We start from the raw sequence: 20,246 nt of genomic DNA, 5'->3' as shown, positions 1-20,246 counted from the left end.
GGGTCAGTCGGCGGAAGCGCCGTCGGTGCAGTAGGCCCGCACCGCCGCCTGGGCCAGTTCCATCTGGTTGGCGCGCTCGTCTTCGCCGAGCTCGCTGCCGTCCTCCTGGGCGACCGGGCCCTCGCCCTGCAGCAGCGCGATGTTGTTGCGGGCCGTGGTGCACTGCGGGTTCTCGGCGACCGCGACCGGCGCCGCTGTGGGGTCGCTGCCGGCGCTGGCGCCGGAGTTGGTGATCCGCCGTTGCTGGTAGCTGCCGCTGGGCGGCGGCGACTCGGAATAGTGGGTCACCCCGTTGGCATCCTTCCACTGATAGACCTCCTGGGCGCCGGCGACGGGGGCCGTGGCGCCGGCGGCCAGGGCCAGGGCCAGGGTCGTGCCGAGGATCGGATGGCGCATGGAAAGCTCCTGCAGGGGGAATCGCGGCGATTGCAGCACCCCGGGGGCCGCGGCGCAAGTCGCGGCGGCCCGTGTCTTGACCGGCGTCGCGGCTTTCGTCGCCCCCCGGGCCCGGTAAACTCGCCGGATGGACCAGACCCCTCCACCGCCGGGACCGGCCCGCGGCCGCGGCATCTACCTGCTGCCGAACCTGTTCACCACCGGCGGCCTGTTCGCGGGCTTCTTCGCCATCATCGCCGCCTCGCAGGGGCGGTTCGGGGCCGCCTGCATCGCGATCTTCGTCGCCGCGATCCTCGACGGCATCGACGGCCGGGTGGCGCGCCTGACCAACACCCAGAGCGAGTTCGGGGTCCAGTACGACTCGCTGGCCGACCTGATCAGTTTCGGCATGGCCCCGGCCCTGGTGATGTACCACTGGGCGCTGATGTCGCTGAAGCTCGACGGGGTGACCATCGGCCGCATCGGCTGGCTGGCGGCGTTCCTGTACGCGGCCTGCGCGGCGCTGCGGCTGGCGCGCTTCAACAGCCAGGTGGCCAAGGTCGACAAGCGCTGGTTCGTCGGCCTGGCCAGCCCGGCCGCCGCCGGCCTGATGGCCAGCTTCGTCTGGACCAGCCACGACCTCGGCTGGGGGGGCGAGGAACTGCGCTACGCGGCGCTCGCGGTCACCGTGGTCGCGGCGCTGCTCATGGTCAGCCAGATCCGCTACAGCAGCTTCAAGGGCGGGGGCACCGGGCCGCGTTCCGACCGTGTGCCGTTCTTCTTCCTGCTGATCGCCCTGGCGGTGCTGATCGCGCTGTGGATCGACCCGCCCAAGACCCTGCTGGCCGCGGCCACGCTGTATGCGCTGTCCGGGCCGGCGCAGTGGTTGTGGCGGCGGCGTCCGGGCGCGGGCGCGGCGGGTGCGCCGTGAGCGGGACGGACTGGGACGAGGTCCAGCGCGAAACCCTGGAAGCGCTCGGCTTCGCGGTGTGGGAGCGGGTCGACCCGGCGCCGGCGCTGCCGGACGATCCGCTGCTGGACGCGCTGCTGCACGCGGCCGGCAGCCGCCGCGAGGATCCCGGCGCGGCGGCGCTGTATCGCGCCTGGCAACCGCTTTCGCGCCTGCGCGATCCCGCCGCGAAGCGGGCGCTGTGGCCGCAGCTGCGCGCGCTGCGGAGCCGGGCGGCGCGGTGAGCGCGCTGCCCGCCGGCGCCGTGGACACCGCCACGAGCCTGCGCCCGATGCGCGAGGACGACCTGGACACGGTGATGGAGATCGAACGGCGCGCCTATCCGTTCCCCTGGACGCCGGGCATCTTCCGCGACTGCCTGCGCGCCGGGTACCCGGCCTGGGTGTTGCGCGCCGGGGCCGACGTCGTCGGTTACGGCGTCGCCAGCATCGCCGCCGACGAGGCCCATGTGCTCAATCTCTGCATCGACCCGAAGCGCCAGGGTCGCGGGCACGGCCGCCGGCTGCTGCGGGCGCTGCTGCGCATCGTCCGCGCCGAGGGCGCGGCGCGGGTGTTCCTGGAGGTGCGGCCGTCCAATCCGCACGCGATCGCGCTCTACCACGACGAGGGCTTCAACGAGATCGGCCGGCGCCCGCGCTACTACCCGGCCGCGCACGGGCGCGAGGACGCCATCGTGATGGCGATCGAGCTGTTCGCCGACGTTTGAGCCCCGGCGCGTGACGTGGGGCCCCGGCCGGGGGCGACGACGGCGCCGCTGCGCTACAGCCGCGCCCGCTGGGCGGCGAGAGCGGCGTGCCGCGCGGCCCAGTCGGCCAGGCGCTGGCGTTCCTGGTCGACCACCGCCGGCGGCACCTTGTCGCTGAACTTCGCCAGCTTCGCCTCGCTCTTCTCCTTCTCTCCGGCCACGCGCGCGATTTCCTTGTCGAGACGGGCGCGTTCGGCGTCGAGGTCGACGAGGCCCTCGAGCGGCACGAACAGCTTCAGGGCGCCGACCATGCCGGCGGCAGCCGGCGGCGGATCGCCTGCGATGGTGTCGATGCGCTCGAGCCGCAGGAGGAAGGCGAGCTGCGAGGCGAAGCGCTCGACCCGCGCCGCGTCGTCGGCGCTGCCGCCCTGCAGCAACAGGGTGACCTGGCGCGCGGGGGAGACGCCCAGCTCGCTGCGGATACGGCGCAGCGCGGACACCATTGCCCGCAGCCATTCCACGTCGGCCGCGGCGCGCGCGTGGCCGGAGCCGTCGAAGTCCGCGGCGCGCGGGTAGGGCTGCAGCGAGATGGTCGCCGCGTCGATGCCGAGCCGCGGCGCGACCTGGCGCCACAGCGTCTCGGTGACGAACGGAACCAGCGGGTGCAGCAGGCGCAGCAGCGCTTCGAGCACCGTCAGCAGGGTGCGGCGGGTACTCGCGGCCGCTGCGGCGTCGCCGCCGTTGAGGGCGGGCTTGGCCAGCTCCACGAACCAGTCGCAGAACTCGTTCCAGGCGAACTCGTAGAGCGTCTGGGCGAGCAGGTCGAAACGATAGGCGGCGAAATGCGCCTCGGCCTCGGCGGCGGCCCTGGCCAGTCGCGACAGGATCCACTGCTCCGCGTCGGTGACCGGCGTGGGCGGGTCCGATTCCCGATTCCCGACTCCCGATTCCCACCCTTCGGTGTTCATCAGCACGAAGCGGGTGGCGTTCCACAGCTTGTTGCAGAAGTTCTTGTAGCCCTCGGCACGGCCGAGGTCGAACTTGATGTCGCGCCCCGGGCCGGCCAGCGCGACCATGGTGAAGCGCAGCGGGTCGGCGCCGTGGGCGGCGATGCCTTCCGGAAACTCCTTGCGCGTGGCCTTCTCGATCTTCGCCGCCATCTGCGGCTGCATCAGCCCGGTGGTGCGCTTTGCGACCAGCGCGTCCAGCGAGATGCCGTCGATGATGTCCAGCGGATCGAGGATGTTGCCCTTCGACTTCGACATCTTCTGGCCGTCCTTGTCGCGCACCAGGCCGGTGATGTAGGCGTCGCGGAACGGCACGCGGCCGGTGAGCGCGTCGGTCATCATGATCATCCGCGCCACCCAGAAGAAGATGATGTCGAAGCCGGTGACCAGCACGCTGCTGGGCAGGAAGTCGTCGAAGCCGCGCTCGCGCATCGCCGCCTGGTCCGGCCAGCCCAGGGTGCTGAAGGGCCACAGCCCCGAGGAGAACCAGGTCTCCAGCACGTCGCTGTCCTGGCGCAGGGCGACGTCGTCGCCGATCCCGCCGCGCGTGCGCGCATCGGCCTCGTCGCGGCCGACGTAGACGTTGCCGCCCTCGTCGAACCAGGCCGGGATGCGGTGGCCCCACCACAGCTGGCGGCTGATGGTCCAGTCCTGGAGGTTCTCCATCCAGTGGCGGTAGGTGTTGATCCAGTTCGGCGGCACGAACTTCACCGACCCGTCCTGGACCAGCTCCATCCCGCGCCGGCCCATCTGGTCCATCTTCACGAACCACTGGTCCGTCAGGTACGGCTCGATCACCGACCCGGAGCGGTCGCCGAACGGCTGCATGAGCGGCTTCGACTCGACCAGGGGCTCGCCGTCGGCATCGGTCACGGCCAGGCCTTCCTCCGTGATCGCCGCCACCACCCGCCTGCGCGCCTCGTACCGGTCGAGTCCGCGCAGTTCTTCGGGCACCAGGTTGATCGCAGCGACATCGCCCGCCGGTCGTTCGCCGCGGGCGATCTCTCCGGCGATCTGCGCGCTCTGTTCGTACGGCAGGCCGTCCTCGCGCATTCGCGCACGGCCGTCCATCAGCGCGTAGAGCGGAATCCCGTTGCGTGCGGCCACCGCGTAGTCGTTGAAATCGTGCGCCCCGGTGATCTTCACCGCGCCCGAGCCGAACGCCGGATCCGGGTACTCGTCGGCGATGATGGGAATCAGCCGGCGATGCCGCTTCGGGCCGACGGGTATCTCGCACAGCTTGCCGACGATCGGGGCGTAGCGGGGATCGCCGGGGTGGACCGCCACGGCGCCGTCGCCGAGCATGGTTTCCGGACGGGTGGTGGCGATGGCGATGTAGTCGCGCGTTTCCCGCAGCACGACGTTGCCGTCGGCGTCGCGCTCGACGTACTCGTAGGTCTCGCCGCCGGCCAGCGGATACTTGAAGTGCCACATGTGGCCGGGAACTTCGCGGTTCTCCACTTCCAGGTCGGAGATCGCGGTGTCGAGCACCGGATCCCAGTTCACCAGACGCTTGCCCCGGTAGATCAGCCCCTTCTCGTGCAGGCGCACGAAGGCCTCGATCACCGCCGTGGACGGCATGGCGTCCATGGTGAAGACCTTGCGGGTCCAGTCGCCGGAGGTGCCGAGGCGGCGCATCTGCCGCTCGATGGTGTCGCCGGACTGCGCCTTCCACTCCCAGACCTTGGCGATGAAGCCCTCGCGGCCCAGGGTGTCGCGGCTTTCGCCCTCGCCCTCGCGCTCCAGATTGCGGGTGACCACCATTTCGGTGGCGATGCCGGCATGGTCGCTGCCCATCTGCCACAGCGTGCGGTAGCCGCGCATGCGGTGGTAGCGCACCAGCGCGTCCTGCAGGGTGTGCTGGAAGGCGTGGCCCATGTGCAGGGTGCCGGTGACGTTCGGCGGCGGCAGCAGGATGGTGTAGGCGGGGCCATCGCCCCTTGGCGCGAAGATGCCGGACGACTCCCACTCGGCGTAGAGGCGGGATTCGAAGGTGCCGGGATCGTAGCTGGGGGCGAGGGTCATGGGAGCCGGGAATAGGGAATCGAGAATCGGGAATAGTGAAGAGCGGCGCTCAAAGGAGACCGGGACGCAAGGGAGAAGGCCGCTCTTGACGATTCTCCATTCCCGATTCCCGCCCAACCTACATATCGTATTTCTTGAGCTCCAGTCCGCGCGCCTGATACTGCTTCCAGCGTTCGCGCAGCGGACCGCGCGCGGATTCGTCGGCCGGGACCACTTCGAGCACGCGCTCGAAGCCGCCCTCGACCGCGGCGTCGCGCAGGTTGATCACCAGCGGGCGCATCGGCGGGTCCAGTTCCGGCGCTGCGATCAATACCGGCGCCTCGTCGTCCTCCTCCCCGCCGGCGATCTGGTGGGGGATGTAGACCTCGTCGCCCATGTCCCACAGCAGATCGTCGAGCGCCTCGGCCTGGTCGCGGTCGCGCGCCAGCACCAGGGTCGGCAGCCCGGCGTCGTGCGCCTTGCGCGCCAGTTCGCAGACCAGCCGTAGCGGCTCGGCGCGAAAGCGCGGCTTGGCGATCAGGTAGAAGTCGGCGCGCATGGAGGCCGGGAATCGGGAATCGGGAATCGGGAATGGAAAAGGCGGGCGACGGGGCCGTGGAAGCCCGCGCAGGTGATCCTGGGCGATGCGGCTCTCACGATTCCCGATTCCCTATTCCCGATTCCCATCGACCGCGGCGCGGTCGATCAGCCACTGCGAAAGCAGCCCCACCGGCCGTCCGGTGGCCATCCCCATCTTGCCGTCGCCGCTGGCGCTGCCGGCGATGTCGATGTGCGCCCAGCGCTGGCCTTCGGCGAAGCGCGAGAGGAAGCAGCCGGCGGTGATCGCGCCGCCCCAGCGGCCGCCGATGTTGTAGACGTCGGCGAAGGCGGAGTCGAGCATCGGCTGGTACTCGTCCCACAGCGGCAGGCGCCAGGCGCGGTCGAAGACCGTCTCGCCGGCATCCAGCAGCTCGTCGGCGAGATCGTCGTGCTTGCTCATCAGGCCGCTGGCCTGGCGGCCGAGCGCGATCATGCAGGCGCCGGTGAGGGTGGCGACGTCGACCAGCGCCTGCGGCTCGAAGCGCTGCGAATAGGTCAGCGCGTCGCACAGGATCAGCCGGCCCTCGGCGTCGGTATTGCCGACCTCGATGGTCTTGCCGGACATGCTGGTGATCACGTCCGACGGACGGTAGGCGTTGCCGTCGATGGCGTTCTCCACCGCCGGAACCACCACGCGCAGGTTGATCGGCAGGCCCAGGCCGACCGCGGAGACGAACGTTCCCATCACCGTGGCTGCGCCGCACATGTCGAACTTCATGTCCTCGATGCCGCCCTGGGTCTTGAGGTTGACCCCGCCGGTGTCGAAGGTGATGCCCTTGCCGACCAGCACGAAGGGCTTCGCCTCGCCGCCGTTGTTCCACTCCAGCACGATCAGCCGCGGGCGATTGGACGAGGCGCGCGCCACCGCCAGCAGCGCGCCCATGCCCAGTGCCTCCATCTCGGCCTCGTCCAGCACCCGGCAGGCCGCCTTGTCGAAGCGGGACGCGAACGCGGTCGCCTGCTCCGCCAGATAGGCGGGGTTGCAGACGTTGGCCGGCAGGTTGCCCAGTTCGCGCGCGAACTCGACGCCGGCGGCGATCGCCTTGCCCTGGGCCAGCGCCCGCTCGTCGTCGCCGGACACCGCCAGGCTGCGCAGACCGACGTGCTCGCGCTTCTTGCTGTTGGCGCCGAGGGTGGCGACGTAGCGGTAGGCGGCATGGTCGGCGGCCACCACGGCCTGGCGCACGGCCCAGGCGGCGTCGCGCCCTTCGACCTCGAGCCCTGTCAGGGTGAGCACGGCGTTGGACACCGCGCCGGTCTTCAGCGCGCGGACCGCGTCCCCCACCGCGCGCTGGTACTGCGCGGCGCCGAACTTGGCGCGCTCGCCCAGGCCCACCACCAGCACCCGCGGTGCCGCCACCCCGGCCAGGCCGTGCAGCATGGTGGTATTGCCGGGCTTTCCGCCGATGTCGCCCTGTTCGAGCAGCGCCTTCAGACGGCCCTGGGAGGCCTGGTCCAGCGCCTCGGCCGCGCCATCGAGGCGCTTGTCGGCATACGCGCCTACCACGACGCAGTCGGTGGCGGCGGTGGCGGGGGTGTCGCGATTCAGGGTGAATTCGAGGGTCATCAACCAGATTCCGTGTGCGGGTCCTTACAATCGGGCGTCCTGTCGCGACCGTGACGGCCGCTGGGCCATCCTGTCCCGGCGCCGCTGCGCCCGAAAACCAATCCCCAAGTCTAAAGCAACCCGTCTCTCGATGCCGAAGCTCGACAGCTACCTGTTCCGCGAATTCGCCCAGGCCACCTTCGCGGTGCTGGTGGTGCTGATGGTCGTCAGCCTCGGCGGCGTGTTCGCCGACGTGCTCGGCGACATCGCCCGCGGGCGGGTTCCGGCGGGGCTGATGCTGTCCCAGCTCGGGCTGCAGGTGCTCAACTACCTGCCGCTGATCCTGCCGCTGGGCCTGCTCCTGGGGCTGCTGCTGGGCGTGGGGCGGCTGTATCGGGATTCGGAGATGCCGGTGCTGACCGCCACCGGCGTGGGACCGCGGCGCCTGCTCCGGCCGGTGCTGATGCTGCTGCTGCCGATGGTGGCGTTCATCGGTTTTTGCTCGCTGTGGCTGGGCCCGTGGGCCCGCGACTACTCCAAGCGCATGATCGAACAGGGCAGCCGCAGCATGCTGGTCGCCGGGCTGGAGGCCGGGCGCTTCGTCGAGTTGCCGGGGGGGCGTGGCGTGGTCTACGTCGGCGGGATGTCCGGCGACGGTTCGCAGATGGCGCGAGTGTTCGTCTACCAGCAGGACGAGGAGCGCATGGACGTGACCACCGCCGCCACCGGACGATTGACGGTGGAGGACACGGGCGACCGCTATCTCACCCTGGACGACGGCTTCAGGGTGGAAGGCCCGCAGCGCGAGGGCCTGGATTTCCGCCTCATGCGCTTCGCCAGCAACGAGCTGCGCCTGCCCGACGCCGAGGGCAGGCGCGACGAGACCGATCCCGAACTGCAGCCGACCCTGGCGCTGCTCGGCGACGACCGCATCGAGGCCCGCGCCGAGCTGCACTTCCGCCTGGCCCCGCCATTGCTGGCGCTGGCGTTCGGCCTGCTCGCGGTGCCGCTGGCGCGCAGCCCCCCCCGCCAGACGCGCTACGGCCGCACCATGCTCGCATTCCTCGGCTATTTCGTCGGCGTCAACCTGATGCTGCTGGGCCAGGACTGGCTGGCCGAGGGCACCATCCCGGCCGCGCTGGGGCTGTGGTGGCTGGTGCTGCCGCTGCTGGCGCTTGGGACGTGGATGTACTTCGCCGACGGCAGGCTGGGCCGCCCGCGGAGGGCCGCGCGATGATGCCGTTCCCGCGCATCCACGACCTCTACGCCGCGCGCGTCGCGACGGTGACGGTGATGCTCACCTGGGCGGTGCTGACCGGCATGGACCTGGTGGTGAGCGGGCTGTTCTCCGAGATCGACGACATCGGCCAGGGCAATTACGGCTTCTTCCAGGCGCTGACCTACGTGCTCTACAGCGTGCCGCGGCGGGCCTACACCATGTTCCCCACCGCGGCGGTGATCGGCACCCTGATGGGGCTGGGCCAGCTGGCCGCCACCTCGGAACTGACCGCGCTGCGCGCGCTGGGCCTGTCGCGCAAGCGCCTGAGCCTGTCGGTGGCGGTGCCGTTGCTGCTGCTGACCGCGGTGATGATCCTCAACGGCGAGACCCTGGCGCCCTGGGCGCAGCGCAGTGCCGACGGCATGAAGGCGGCGTCCAAATCGCGCGACCTGATCGTGGCGCAGTACTCGGGCCTGTGGGCGCGCGAGGGCGACACCTTCCTCAACGCCCGCACCGGACAGGAGCGCAGCGACGGCGGCCGCCACTGGCTGGAGCTGAGCGACGTGCGCCTGTTCGAGTTCGACGACGACGGGCGCCTGGCCTCGGTGGCCAACGCCGCCACCGCCGAGCACGGCGGCGACGGCTGGCTGCTGCGCGACGTGCGCCGGGTGTGGTTCGAGGAACGCTCGGTCACCGAGACCTCGGTCGACCAGGAGCAGTGGGCCTCGCAGCTCGATTCGGCAGCGCTGGCCACGGCCGGCAACCTGTGGCGGCCGCGCTACCAGCGCGCCGCCGACCTGCGCAGCGGCATCGAGTACCGCAAGCGCAACGGCCTGGACGCCAGCGAGTACGAGGAGCACTACTGGGGCCGCTGGTACTACCCGGTCAACGTGCTGGCGCTGTGCCTGGCGGCGATCCCGTTCGCCTTCGGCAGCCTGCGCAGCGGCGGGCTCGGCCGGCGTCTGTTCATCGGCGTGGTGTTCGCGCTGGGATTCTGGCTGCTGCAGAACCAGTTCGTGCGCCTGGCGGGGGTCTACCAGTTCGACTTTCGCCTGGCCTATCTGGTCCCGCCGGTAGTGATGCTGACGGTGTCGTACCTGTTGTTCCGGCGCAGGAGCGGGTAGCGCCGTCGGCGTTTCGCAATGGCCGTCCGGGCGGCGCTCGCCGGGTCCCGCTAGCGCGTCCCGGGCTCGCGGATCGCCCGCGTGCCGCTGGCGCGGTCGTGCCAGGCGAGGCGGTCGCGGTCCACCCAGGCCCACCAGAAGCCCAGCCCGCCCGCCAGCAGCGACAGGGTGCCGACCAGGTAGCGCCGCCACAGCGCGCCCCAGGACGGCCGCCCGCCGCGGGCGTCGCGGACGCGAAGCCGCCACGGGCGCATGCCGAGCGTCTGCCCGCCGCGGCGCCAGCTGGCCGTCGCATAGACCCCGGTGACCAGCCAGCACGCGGCCCACAGCAGCCAGCCCAGGGCGGTGAACGGCGCGACGGACTCGCGCGCGTCGTGCCCGGCCAGCAGATAGCCCAGGTTGAAGAGGAACGACAGCGCGAACCACAGCGCCGCCGCGGGCCACAGGTCGTAGAACAGCGCGAGCAGACGCCAGCCGACGAGGGCGCGTGGCCTTGCGGCCGGAGGCGGGGAATCCATGCGCGCAGGATAAGGCGCGCACGGCCGATTTTCTTTTCTGTAAGCTCGCGGCATGACTTCCACGCCGGCCGACCGCCGCAGCCGGGCGATGCGGCAGCCGCCGCTGCCCGAGGCCGATGCGCGCGCGATCGATGCGTTCCTGGACGCGATCTGGGCCGAACGCGGGCTGTCGCGGCAGACCCTCGACAGCTACCGCCGCGACCTTTCCGGACTCGCGCGCTGGCGCCAGGACCGCGGCGGCGGCGTCGCCGGCGCCGACCGCGCCGCGCTGCTCGACTACCTGGCCTGGCGCACCGGCCTGGGCTACACCGCGCGCAGCAATGCGCGGCTGCTGTCGGCGCTGCGCGCGTTCTACGCCCATTGTCTGCGCCGCGGCGACCGCGACGACGATCCGACCGCGCTGCTGGAGGCGCCGCGCCAGGGACGGTCGCTGCCCAAGGCGCTGACCGAGAGCCAGATCGACGCCCTGCTGGCAGTGCCCGACAGCGCCACGGCGGCCGGGCTGCGCGACCGGGCGATGCTGGAACTGATGTACGCCTGCGGACTGCGGGTCAGCGAACTGGTCGGGCTGCCGGCCAACGGCGTCAATCTGCGCCAGGGCGTGCTGCGGGTCACCGGCAAGGGCGGCAAGCAGCGGCTGGTGCCGCTGGGCGAGGAGGCCCAGCATTGGCTGGAGCGCTACCTGCGCGAGGCGCGGCCGGCGCTCGCCGGCGGCCGGCCGGTCGCCGGCGCGGACGCGCCGCTGTTCCTGGTGCCGGGCGGCGGCGCGCCGAGCCGCCAGCAGTTCTGGGCCACTGTCAAGCGCCATGCCGCGGCCGCCGGGATCGACCCGGCGCGGGTGAGCCCGCACGGCTTGCGCCACAGCTTCGCGACCCATCTGCTCAACCACGGCGCCGACCTGCGTGCGCTGCAGATGCTGCTGGGGCACAGCTCGCTGTCGACCACCCAGATCTACACCCTGGTGGCGCGCGAGCAGCTCAAGCGGCTGCATGCCCGGCACCATCCCCGCGCCTGAGCGCTCAGCGGGCGGTAGGCCGGGCCGTGAGACAATCGCTGGCCCGTCTACCGACGCCCGCGATGGCCGCTCCCGCATGAAGCCCTTCCTGTTCCTCCTCCTCGGCGCCTTCAGCCTGTCGGCCTGCGCGCAGTCGCCAGCGCCCGGCGAAGGCGGAGAGACGCCCGGCCCTGCCGCGCCGGCCGCTGCCGCGCCGGTCGATCCGGGCACGCCGGAGGGCCGTGCCGTGGCCACGATCCGCAAGCTCAACCCGCGGGTCGAGGTGGACCGGGTGGCCGAGGCGCCGATCGAGGGTTTCCGCGAGGTGGTCGTCTCCGGCCAGGTCCTGTACGTGAGCGACGACGGCCGCTACCTGCTGCAGGGGTCGCTGTTCGACGTCGAGAAGGGCCGGGACGTCAGCCAGGACGGGTTGGCGCAGGTGCGCCGCGAACTGTTGGCCACCGTGCCGGCGGACGACCGCATCGTGTTCGCGCCGGAAGACCCCGACTACACGGTCACCGTGTTCACCGACACCGAGTGCGGCTACTGCCGCAAGCTCCACCAGGAGATCGACGAATACAACCGCCTCGGCATCGCCATCGAGTACCTGGCGTTCCCGCGCATGGGGCCGGCCAGCCCGGACTTCGCGGAAATGGTCTCGGTCTGGTGCGCGAGGGACCGGCGCCAGGCGCTGACCGACGCCAAGGACGGCAAGCGCGTCCCGAAGCGCGACTGCACCAACCCGGTCGCCATGCACTACGACCTGGGCCAGCGCATCGGCCTGACCGGCACGCCGATGATCGTCACCGAACAGGGCATCCAGATGCCCGGCTACATGCCGCCGGCGGCGCTGCGCGAGGCGCTCGACCAGATCGCGGCGGAAGGCTGAGCGGCGTCGCGCGCCGGCCGTCCGCTACAATGGCGCCCCCGCCCCACACTCCCTGCCGGACATGATCGTCCTCGAGGGCCAGCCGGCCCTGTCGCCGTTCCGCCTGGAACGGCTCGAATCCCGTCTGCGGGCGCTCGTGCCGGCGCTGCGCATCGCCGCCACCCGGTACGTCTACTGGATCGAGCCCGAGGCCGGGGCGGCTCCCGACGGCGAGGCGCTGCGGCGCATCCTGCAGGCGGACGCGGCGCCGGTCGCGCCGGAGCCCGGCGCCGCGATGCGTCTGGTGGCGCCGCGCCTGGGCACCATCTCGCCGTGGGCCAGCAAGGCCACGGAACTGCTGCGCGGGGCCGGACTGCGGCTGCGGCGCGTCGAGCGCGGCACGCGCTTCGACCTGGCGGGGTGGCCGGGTCCGGAAGCGGTCGACGTGCAGGCGCTCGAACGCCTGCTGCACGACCCGATGACCCAGTCGCTGCTCGTCTCCCACGACGAGGCCGCCGGCCTGTTCGCCGATCCCGTGCGCGGCGAACTCGAGCGCATCGCGCTCGACGACCTCGAATCGGCCAACGTGCGCCTCGGCCTGGCGCTCGCCGCCGACGAGATCGACTACCTGCGCGAGCGCTACGGCGAACTGGCGCGCGAGCCGTCGGACGTCGAGCTGATGATGTTCGCGCAGGCGAATTCGGAACACTGCCGCCACAAGATCTTCAACGCCGGCTGGACCGTCGACGGCGAGCGGCAGCCGCAGTCGCTGTTCCGGATGATCCGCCACACCCATGCGCAGACGCCGGAGCACACGCTCTCGGCCTACAGCGACAACGCCGCGGTGGTGGAGGGGTATCCGGCGCGGCGCTTCCGCCCGGATCCGCGCAGCGGCGAGTACCGCGCCGAAGCGGAGGCCGCCAGCGCCTTCTGCATCAAGGTCGAGACCCACAACCACCCGACCGCGATCTCGCCGTTCCCGGGCGCCGCCACCGGCGCCGGCGGCGAGATCCGCGACGAGGGCGCCACCGGCCGCGGCGGCCGGCCCAAGGCGGGACTGTGCGGGTTCTCGGTCTCGCACCTGCGCATTCCGTCGCTGCCGCAGCCATGGGAGCGGGCGCGCGGTCTCAACCCGCGGCTGGCCCCGGCGCTGGAGATCATGCTCGACGGCCCGATCGGCGCGGCGGCCTTCAACAACGAGTTCGGGCGCCCCAACCTGGTCGGCTATTTCCGCAGCTTCGAGCTGCCGCAGGACGCCGGTTTCGCCTGGGCCTACGACAAGCCGGTGATGCTGGCCGGCGGCCTCGGCGCGATCGATCGCCCGCTGGTGGACAAGCGCCGGCTCTCCCCCGGCGACGCGGTGATCGTGCTGGGCGGACCGGCGATGCTGATCGGCCTGGGCGGCGGCGCCGCCAGTTCGCTGGCCGGCGGCAGCAGCGCCGAGGCGCTCGATTTCGCCAGCGTGCAGCGCGACAACCCGGAGATGCAGCGCCGCTGCCAGGAGGTCATCGACCGCTGCGTCGCGCTGGGTGCCGACAACCCGATCCTGTCGATCCACGACGTCGGCGCCGGAGGCCTGTCCAACGCGATTCCCGAGCTGCTGCACGACTCGGGCGTGGGCGGGGTGCTCGACCTCGCCCGGGTCCCCAGCGACGACCCGTCGCTCTCGCCGATGCAACTGTGGTGCAACGAGTCGCAGGAGCGCTACGTGCTGGGCATCGCCGCCGCGCGGGTCGACGAGTTCGCCGCGCTGTGCGCGCGCGAGCGCTGCCCGTTTGCGGTGGTCGGCCACGCGACTGCGGAACAGCGCCTGGTGGCGGGCTACGGGCTGGACACGGCGCCGCAGGAGCCGGCCGGTTCCGGTGCCGGGCCGACCCCCGATCTGCCGATCGACATCCCGATGGATGTGCTCTTCGGCAAGGCGCCGAAGATGCATCGCGACGCCGTGCGTCCGGCGCCGGCGCGCTGGCCGGCCGTCAACGGCCTCGGGCTCGACCTGCACGAGGCCGGGTTGCGCGTGCTCGCCCATCCCACGGTGGCGGCCAAGGCCTTCCTGGTGACCATCGGCGACCGCAGCGTCGGCGGACTGACCGCGCGCGACCAGATGGTGGGCCCATGGCAGCTGCCGGTGGCCGACTGCGCGATCACCCTGTCGGACTACCAGGGCAATGCCGGCGAGGCAATGGCGCTCGGCGAGCGCACGCCGCTCGCGCTGCTCGACGCGGCGGCGGCGGCGCGCATGGCCGTGGGGGAGGCGATCACCAATCTCTGCGCCGCGCCGGTCGAGGCCCTGCACCGGGTCAAGCTGTCGGCCAACTGGATGGCGGCCGCCGGCCACGAGGGCGAGGACGCGAAGCTGTTCGATGCCGTGCGCGCCGTGGGCATGGAGCTGTGTCCGCAGCTGGACCTGAGCATCCCGGTGGGCAAGGACTCGCTGTCGATGCAGGTGCAGTGGCGGTTGCAAGCCGGGAATGGGGAATCGGGAATCGGGAATCGGGAAAAGCAGGAAGCCTCGATCATCGACAACGCCGGTTCTCCGATTCCCGATGCCCATTTCCCGAGTCTCGGCGAGATGCAGAAAAGCGTTTCGCCGGTGTCGTTGATCGTCAGCGCCTTCGCCCCGGTCGCGGATGTCGACGCCCAGCTCACGCCGCTGCTGTCAGGGCGGCGTGACACCGAGCTGTGGCTGATCGGCCTGGGCGCCGGCAAGCAGCGGCTGGGCGGCTCGATCCTGGCGCAGTGCCACGGCGCGTTCGGCGGCGCCAGCCCCGACCTCGACGATCCCGCGCGCCTGCGGGCGTTCTTCGAACTGATCCGCGACGCGCGCGCCGCCGGCCTGCTGCTGGCCTACCACGACCGCTCCGACGGCGGCGCCTTCGCGGCGCTGTGCGAGATGGCCTTCTGCGCCCATGCCGGCCTCGACATCGATCTCGACGGCTGGGGCGACGATCGCAGCGACGACGTGTTCCGTACCCTGTTCAACGAAGAGCTGGGGGCGCTGGTGGAGATCGCCGCGGAGGACCGCGTCGAGTTCGCCGATCTGGTCTCGCGCCACGGCCTGGTGGAATGCGCGCAGCGCATCGCCCGCCCGACCTCCGCCGCCGCGATCCGCGTGCTCGACGGCGAGGACGTGCTCGCCGAGTGGCGCTGGGAGGACCTCTTCGGCGCCTGGTGGTCGGTCAGCCATGCGATGCAGCGGTTGCGCGACAACCCGGACTGCGCCGACCAGGAGCGCGACGCCAGCGCCAGGTTCGACGCGCCCGGCCTCCAGCCGGTGCTGGCCTTCGATCCGGAAGAGGACGTGGCGGCCCCCTACGTCAACGCCGGTGCCAGGCCGCGCGTGGCGATCCTGCGCGAGCAGGGCGTCAACGGCCAGGTGGAGATGGCGGTCGCCTTCGACCGTGCCGGCTTCGCCGCCGTCGACGTGCACATGAGCGACCTGCTCGCCGGCCGCGCCACCCTGGATGGCTACGCGGGACTGGTCGCCTGCGGCGGCTTCAGCTACGGCGACGTGCTCGGCGCCGGCCGTGGCTGGGCCACCTCGATCCTCGAGCATGCCGACCTGCGCGAGGCCTTCGCCGCCTTCTTCGCCCGCGGGGACCGCTTCTCGCTGGGCGTGTGCAACGGCTGCCAGATGCTGGCGGAGCTGCGGGCGATCATTCCCGGCACCGCGCACTGGCCGCGCTTTCTGCGCAACCGCAGCGAACAGTTCGAATCGCGCCTCGGCCTGGTCGAGGTGGAGCGCTCGCCGTCGCTGTTCTTCCGTGGCATGGCCGGCTCGCGGATTCCGGTGGCGATCGCCCACGGCGAGGGCCGGGCCGACTTCTGCCCGGGCACGGACCCTGGCGCGGCGCAGGTCGCGCTGCGCTACGTGCGCGGCGACGGCGCGTCGGCGACGGCCTACCCGGACGATCCCAACGGTTCGGCCCGGGCGGTCGCCGGGCTGTGCAGCGACGACGGCCGCGCCACCATCCTCATGCCGCATCCCGAGCGCACTCTGCGCAGGGCCAACTTCAGCTGGGCGCCGGCCGCATGGCCGAACACCTCCCCCTGGCTGCGGCTGTTCCGCAACGCGCGGGCCTGGGTCGGCTGAGCCGCCGCGGCTCGCGCTGGAGCGGCCGATGGCCGAGGGCAGCGGGAATCTCGGCGGCATCGGCGGAGATCACAGGCCGGCCAGCGGCGCCCGCGACGCCGGGCCCGGCCCGCCTTTCGTAGAGCGGAGCTTGCTCCGCTGCCCTTGGCTCCGGAGCCCGCGCTGCCGAGCAAGCTCGGCTCTACGGGGGCTTCGGTGCCCGCGTCGCCGATCTGGCCCGCTTTCGTAGAGCGGAGCTTGCTCCGCTGCTTCCGGCTCCGGAGCCCGCGCAGCCGAGCAAGCTCGGCTCTACGGGGGCTTCGGTGCCCACGTCGCCGGTCTGGCCTGCCTTCGTAGAGCGGAGCTTGCTCCGCTGCCCTTGGCTCCGGAGCCCGCGCAGCCGAGCAAGCTCGGCTCTACGGGGCTTCGGTGGCCGCGTCGCCGGTCTGGCCCGCCTTTCGTAGAGCGGAGCTTGCTCCGCTGCCCTTGGCTCCGGAGCCCGCGCAGCCGAGCTCGCTCGGCTGCTCCCCGGCTTCGGCCCTGCGCACGCTTGCGGGAATGCCAGCACGGCCAATGGCTTGGCGCACCACCATCTGCGCTGTTCGAGGAATGGTCCGCAACCCGTCGCCGGAGCATGACATCGCGCTGCCGATGGCCGGTGCAAAGGACAGTTCGCGTCAGTGCGATCATGCCATTCGCGTCACTTGTCCAGGCCTTGACGTGCGAATCGTCACGATTTCGGAGGCGGTGCTGCGCGAATTGCGCATTCATCTGGCATTTCCGGTCATTGGGGTTGACGTAGTGCGTCACACGGGGCGAGTATCGGATCACACTTTGATCGTTCGGGGAGCGTTCAAGTTGTCCTTACCACCCATTCAGCGCGAACGCCCAGCGTCCGCGTCCAGGATCCCGCTCTCCGGGGCTGCTCAACACTGAATCCAACAGGGGCCGCACTGCGTTCGTCGCGCCGTGCGGCCCCTTTCGTTTTGTCAATCCATCGCAAAGAACTGAGGGAACGTCTCGATGAACCGCATCTACCGCAAGGTCTGGAACAAGTCGCTCGGCCAACTCGTCGTGGCCTCGGAACTGGCAACCGGCGACAGCGCAGGAACGCGATGTGGTGAAGACGGCTCCGGCCTGCGGCGCAGGATCCTGGTGACCGCGGTGAGCGTGCTGCTGTTCGGCATGGCTGCGCCGCTCGCATTGGCTCAGTCGGTCGAGGTCGGAGGCAATGCGGATTGCGAAGTCCTGCCTGGCGGCGTGCCCACGGCCGACAGCTGTGTGGTCGACGGCAGCGCCAGCGCCACCGGCAGCAACTCGGTCGCGGTTGGCGCGCTGTCGGTCGCCAGCGGCACCACCGCGGTGGCGTTGGGCTACTTCGCCGAGGCCACGGCCGGCTACGCCACCGCCCTGGGTGGTCTCTCGCTCGCTTCCGGCTTCAACAGCACCGCGGTGGGCAATGCCACCGCCGCCACCGGCAGCAACAGTCTCGCGGTGGGTTCGGACAGCCTCGCCTCGGGCGCGGCCAGCGTCGCCGTCGGCCAGGGTAGCCTCGCCACCGGCGTCAACAGCGTCGCGGTCGGCGGCACCGGTGCGTTCGCCACCGAGGCGTCCGGCGATTTCTCCACCGCGGTCGGTGGCGCGGCCTGGTCGCCCGGCTTCAACAGCACCGCGCTCGGCAACTTCGCCGAAGCGCTGGCCGACAACAGCGTCGCGCTCGGCGGCGATTCGGTGGCCGATCGCGAGGACACGGTCTCGGTCGGCAGTGCCGGCAGCGAGCGTCAGATCGTCAACGTCGCCGCGGGTACCGAGGACACCGATGCGGTGAACCTGGCGCAGCTCGAAGAAGCCACCGCCAGCACGCAGTACTTCCAGGCCACCGGCGCGGACGAGGCCTATGCTCTCGGCGAGGAGTCGACGGCGGCGGGCTCGGGCGCCTATGCCGAAGCGGACTATTCGACCGCGGTCGGCGCGGGCAGCTCGGCCTATGGCGTGGGCGCTTCGGCATTCGGCACCGGGTCGACGGCGGAAGGCCAGTTCGCCACGGCCTCGGGCTACGGCGCGGTGGCCGAGGGCGGCAGCAGCACCGCGGTGGGCGGTACCCTCTACTACGAGGATCCGGTGACCGGCGATGTGCTGCTCGACCAGACCACCACGGCGGCCGGGGACGGCGCCTCGGCGTTCGGCGCGGGAGCGCAGGCCACCGGTGCCTTCAGCTCCGCGAGCGGCGCCGCCGCGACGGCGGAGGGATTGCAGTCCACCGCCGCCGGCTACAGCAGCGCCGCGGGCGGCGACTACAGCACCGCCGCGGGCGGCTTCAGTTCCGCTGCGGGCTATGCCAGCTCGGCCCTGGGCTACGGCTCGGAAGCGGCCGACTACGCCACCGCGGTGGGCGTGCTGGCCAGCGCCTCCGGCGCAGGCAGCGTCGCGGTGGGCGAGTTCAGCGTCGCCTCCGGCGCGGAGAGCGTCGCCGTGGGCGGCACGGCATTCCTCGGCTTCATTCCCGCCGAGGCGACCGGCAGCAACGCCTCGGCCTTCGGCGCCGGTGCCGGCGCCACCGCGGACCGCGCCACCGCGCTCGGCTCGCTGGCCTGGTCGGCGGCCGCCGATTCGGTGGCAGTGGGCTACAACGCCTACGCCAGCACCGCGGGCAGCGTTGCGCTGGGCACCGACTCCCTGGCCGACCGCGCCGGGACCGTCTCGGTCGGCCGCGCCGGCGGCGAGCGCCAGATCGCCAACGTCGCCGCAGGGACCGAAGCCACCGATGCGGTGAACCTCGCCCAACTGGACGAAGTGGCGGCCGTCGCCGACGAGACCAGCCAGTACTTCCAGGGCAGCGGCGCGGGCTCGGCCAGCGCCGGCGGCAACGACGCGGTCGCGGCCGGCTCCAACGCCAACGCCTCGGGCAACGGCTCCACCGCGGTGGGTGCCGGCAGCCTGGCCAGCAATGCCGGCGCCAGCGCCATCGGTTCCGGCGCCCAGGCCACCGCGCTCAGCAGCACCGCGGCGGGCAACAACGCGCGCGCCCAGGCTGCCAACACCGCCGCCTTCGGCAGCGGCGCGCTGGCCACGCAGACGGCGAGCACCGCGCTCGGCTCCAACGCCCAGGCGATCAGCAACTGGAGCACCGCGGTCGGCATGCAGGCGCAGGGGCGCGCCGCCGGCGCCACCGCGGTGGGCCGCGCCGCGATCGTCCAGAACGGCGCCACCAATGCGGTGGCGATCGGCCATGGCTCGATCGCGAACCAGGCCGATACCGTCTCGATCGGCACCGGCGGGGCGGCAGGTCCGGCGGGCGCGCCGGCCGAGCGCCGCCTGGTGAACCTGGCCGACGGCGTCGACGACACCGATGCGGTCAACGTCGGCCAGCTCAACGAGGTGGCCGAGGTCGCCGAGGAAACCAGCAACTACTTCCAGGCCACCGGCGCCGGCAGCGCGCTGGTGGACGGCGACGAGTCGCTCGCAGCGGGTTCGGGCGCGACCGCGGAAGGCGACTACGCTACCGCGGTCGGCTCGGCCGCGATGGCGCTCGCCGAGGGCGCTTCGGCGTTCGGCAGCGGCGCCTTCGCCCTGGGCGAGTTCGGTACCGCGGTCGGCTACAACGCCAGTGCAGCGGGTCTGGGCACGGTCGCGCTGGGCGCCTACAGCACCGCGGCCGGCGAACTCGCCACGGCAGTCGGTGCCGAGAGCAGCGCCGACGGCGAGACCGCCGCGTCGCTCGGCTACGCCGCCGACGCCAGCGGCGACTACGCGACGGCGGTGGGCGGCTACGCGACGGCGTCGGGCTTCAACAGCACGGCGCTGGGCAACTTCAGCGAGGCCTCGGGTTCCAACAGCCTGGCGGTGGGTTCGGACAGCGTGGCCGGCGGCGACGACAGCGTGGCGGTGGGCCAGGGCGCGCAGGCGTCGGGCTTCAACAGCGTGGCGGTGGGCGGTTCGGGCTTCTTCGGGCTGCTGCCGACCGAGGCCGCGGGGGACTACTCGACGGCAGTGGGCGGCGCGGCCTATGCCGGCGGCTTCAACAGCACGGTGCTGGGTAACTTCGCCGAGGCCTACGGCGACGACACGGTGGTGCTGGGCTCGGATGCGGTGGCGACGGCGGACGGCTCGGTGGCGCTGGGCCAGGGTTCGGTCGCGGACCGCGAGAACAGCGTGTCGGTGGGCGGTGCGGGCGCCGAGCGCCAGATCGCCAACGTGGCGGCGGGCACCGAGGGCACCGATGCGGTGAACCTGGACCAGCTGGCGGAGGCGACGCAGTACAACC

At 71.9% G+C, this 20,246-nt stretch carries 14 protein-coding genes; 9 read left to right on the top strand and 5 right to left on the bottom strand.

Translation table 11 applies throughout. The annotated features are described in order from the left end of the window. Positions 1-3: 3 nt before the first annotated feature. Positions 4-396, bottom strand: a complete 393-nt coding sequence (locus tag H0E84_RS11815; protein ID WP_180678848.1) for a DUF4124 domain-containing protein — start codon at positions 394-396, stop codon at positions 4-6. Between the two features lie 127 nt (positions 397-523). Between H0E84_RS11815 and pssA the strand changes: the two genes are divergently transcribed. From pssA to rimI, 3 genes are read left to right on the top strand one after another with little or no spacing between them, the layout of a single operon-like run. Then, on the top strand, positions 524-1,306 hold the full coding sequence (gene pssA, locus H0E84_RS11810; RefSeq protein WP_180678847.1) for a CDP-diacylglycerol--serine O-phosphatidyltransferase: 783 nt from the start codon (positions 524-526) through the stop codon (positions 1,304-1,306). Beyond that, positions 1,303-1,569: a hypothetical protein gene (locus tag H0E84_RS11805; RefSeq protein ID WP_180678837.1), complete on the top strand. Its 267-nt coding sequence runs from the start codon at positions 1,303-1,305 to the stop codon at positions 1,567-1,569. Before pssA ends, H0E84_RS11805 begins: the two co-directional genes overlap by 4 nt. 47 nt (positions 1,570-1,616) lie before the next feature. Then, complete coding sequence (rimI, locus tag H0E84_RS11800; protein WP_180678861.1) at positions 1,617-2,051, top strand: ribosomal protein S18-alanine N-acetyltransferase; 435 nt, start codon at positions 1,617-1,619, stop codon at positions 2,049-2,051. Positions 2,052-2,104: 53 nt separating this feature from the next. Here rimI and H0E84_RS11795 read toward each other — a convergent pair whose 3' ends face one another. From H0E84_RS11795 to H0E84_RS11785, 3 genes are all read right to left on the bottom strand, one after another. Beyond that, positions 2,105-5,062, bottom strand: coding sequence for a valine--tRNA ligase (locus H0E84_RS11795; RefSeq protein WP_180678846.1), 2,958 nt, complete (start codon positions 5,060-5,062; stop codon positions 2,105-2,107). 118 nt (positions 5,063-5,180) lie between these two features. Next, positions 5,181-5,600, bottom strand: a complete 420-nt coding sequence (locus tag H0E84_RS11790) for a DNA polymerase III subunit chi (RefSeq protein ID WP_180678845.1) — start codon at positions 5,598-5,600, stop codon at positions 5,181-5,183. 111 nt (positions 5,601-5,711) lie between these two features. After that, the gene (locus tag H0E84_RS11785) at positions 5,712-7,208 is read right to left on the bottom strand and encodes a leucyl aminopeptidase (RefSeq protein WP_180678844.1); all 1,497 of its coding nucleotides are present in this window, start codon (positions 7,206-7,208) and stop codon (positions 5,712-5,714) included. A 130-nt stretch (positions 7,209-7,338) separates the two neighbouring features. Here H0E84_RS11785 and lptF point away from each other — a divergent pair, with 130 nt between their 5' ends. Both lptF and lptG read left to right on the top strand, forming a co-directional pair. Further along, positions 7,339-8,424, top strand: coding sequence for an LPS export ABC transporter permease LptF (gene lptF, locus H0E84_RS11780; RefSeq protein ID WP_180678843.1), 1,086 nt, complete (start codon positions 7,339-7,341; stop codon positions 8,422-8,424). Next, positions 8,421-9,530, top strand: coding sequence for an LPS export ABC transporter permease LptG (gene lptG / locus H0E84_RS11775; protein WP_180678842.1), 1,110 nt, complete (start codon positions 8,421-8,423; stop codon positions 9,528-9,530). The genes lptF and lptG overlap by 4 nt, the downstream gene beginning before the upstream one ends. 50 nt (positions 9,531-9,580) lie before the next feature. Here lptG and H0E84_RS11770 read toward each other — a convergent pair whose 3' ends face one another. Then, positions 9,581-10,048, bottom strand: a complete 468-nt coding sequence (locus tag H0E84_RS11770; RefSeq protein ID WP_180678841.1) for an RDD family protein — start codon at positions 10,046-10,048, stop codon at positions 9,581-9,583. 52 nt (positions 10,049-10,100) lie between these two features. On the opposite strand from H0E84_RS11770, the gene xerD reads away from it, so the two are divergent. From xerD to H0E84_RS11750, 4 genes are all read left to right on the top strand, one after another. Continuing rightward, positions 10,101-11,063: a site-specific tyrosine recombinase XerD gene (xerD, locus tag H0E84_RS11765; protein WP_180678840.1), complete on the top strand. Its 963-nt coding sequence runs from the start codon at positions 10,101-10,103 to the stop codon at positions 11,061-11,063. A 76-nt stretch (positions 11,064-11,139) separates the two neighbouring features. After that, positions 11,140-11,931, top strand: coding sequence for a DsbC family protein (locus tag H0E84_RS11760; protein WP_180678839.1), 792 nt, complete (start codon positions 11,140-11,142; stop codon positions 11,929-11,931). A gap of 61 nt (positions 11,932-11,992) precedes the next feature. Further along, on the top strand, positions 11,993-16,003 hold the full coding sequence (purL, locus tag H0E84_RS11755; RefSeq protein WP_180678838.1) for a phosphoribosylformylglycinamidine synthase: 4,011 nt from the start codon (positions 11,993-11,995) through the stop codon (positions 16,001-16,003). Between the two features lie 1,002 nt (positions 16,004-17,005). After that, the coding region (locus tag H0E84_RS11750) for an ESPR-type extended signal peptide-containing protein (protein ID WP_257644196.1) at positions 17,006-20,246 on the top strand (3,241 nt) is incomplete at its 3' end.

This window comes from Luteimonas salinisoli (genome assembly GCF_013425525.1).
Classification (GTDB): domain Bacteria; phylum Pseudomonadota; class Gammaproteobacteria; order Xanthomonadales; family Xanthomonadaceae; genus Luteimonas; species Luteimonas salinisoli.
This window is presented reverse-complemented; position numbering and strand designations above follow the sequence as displayed.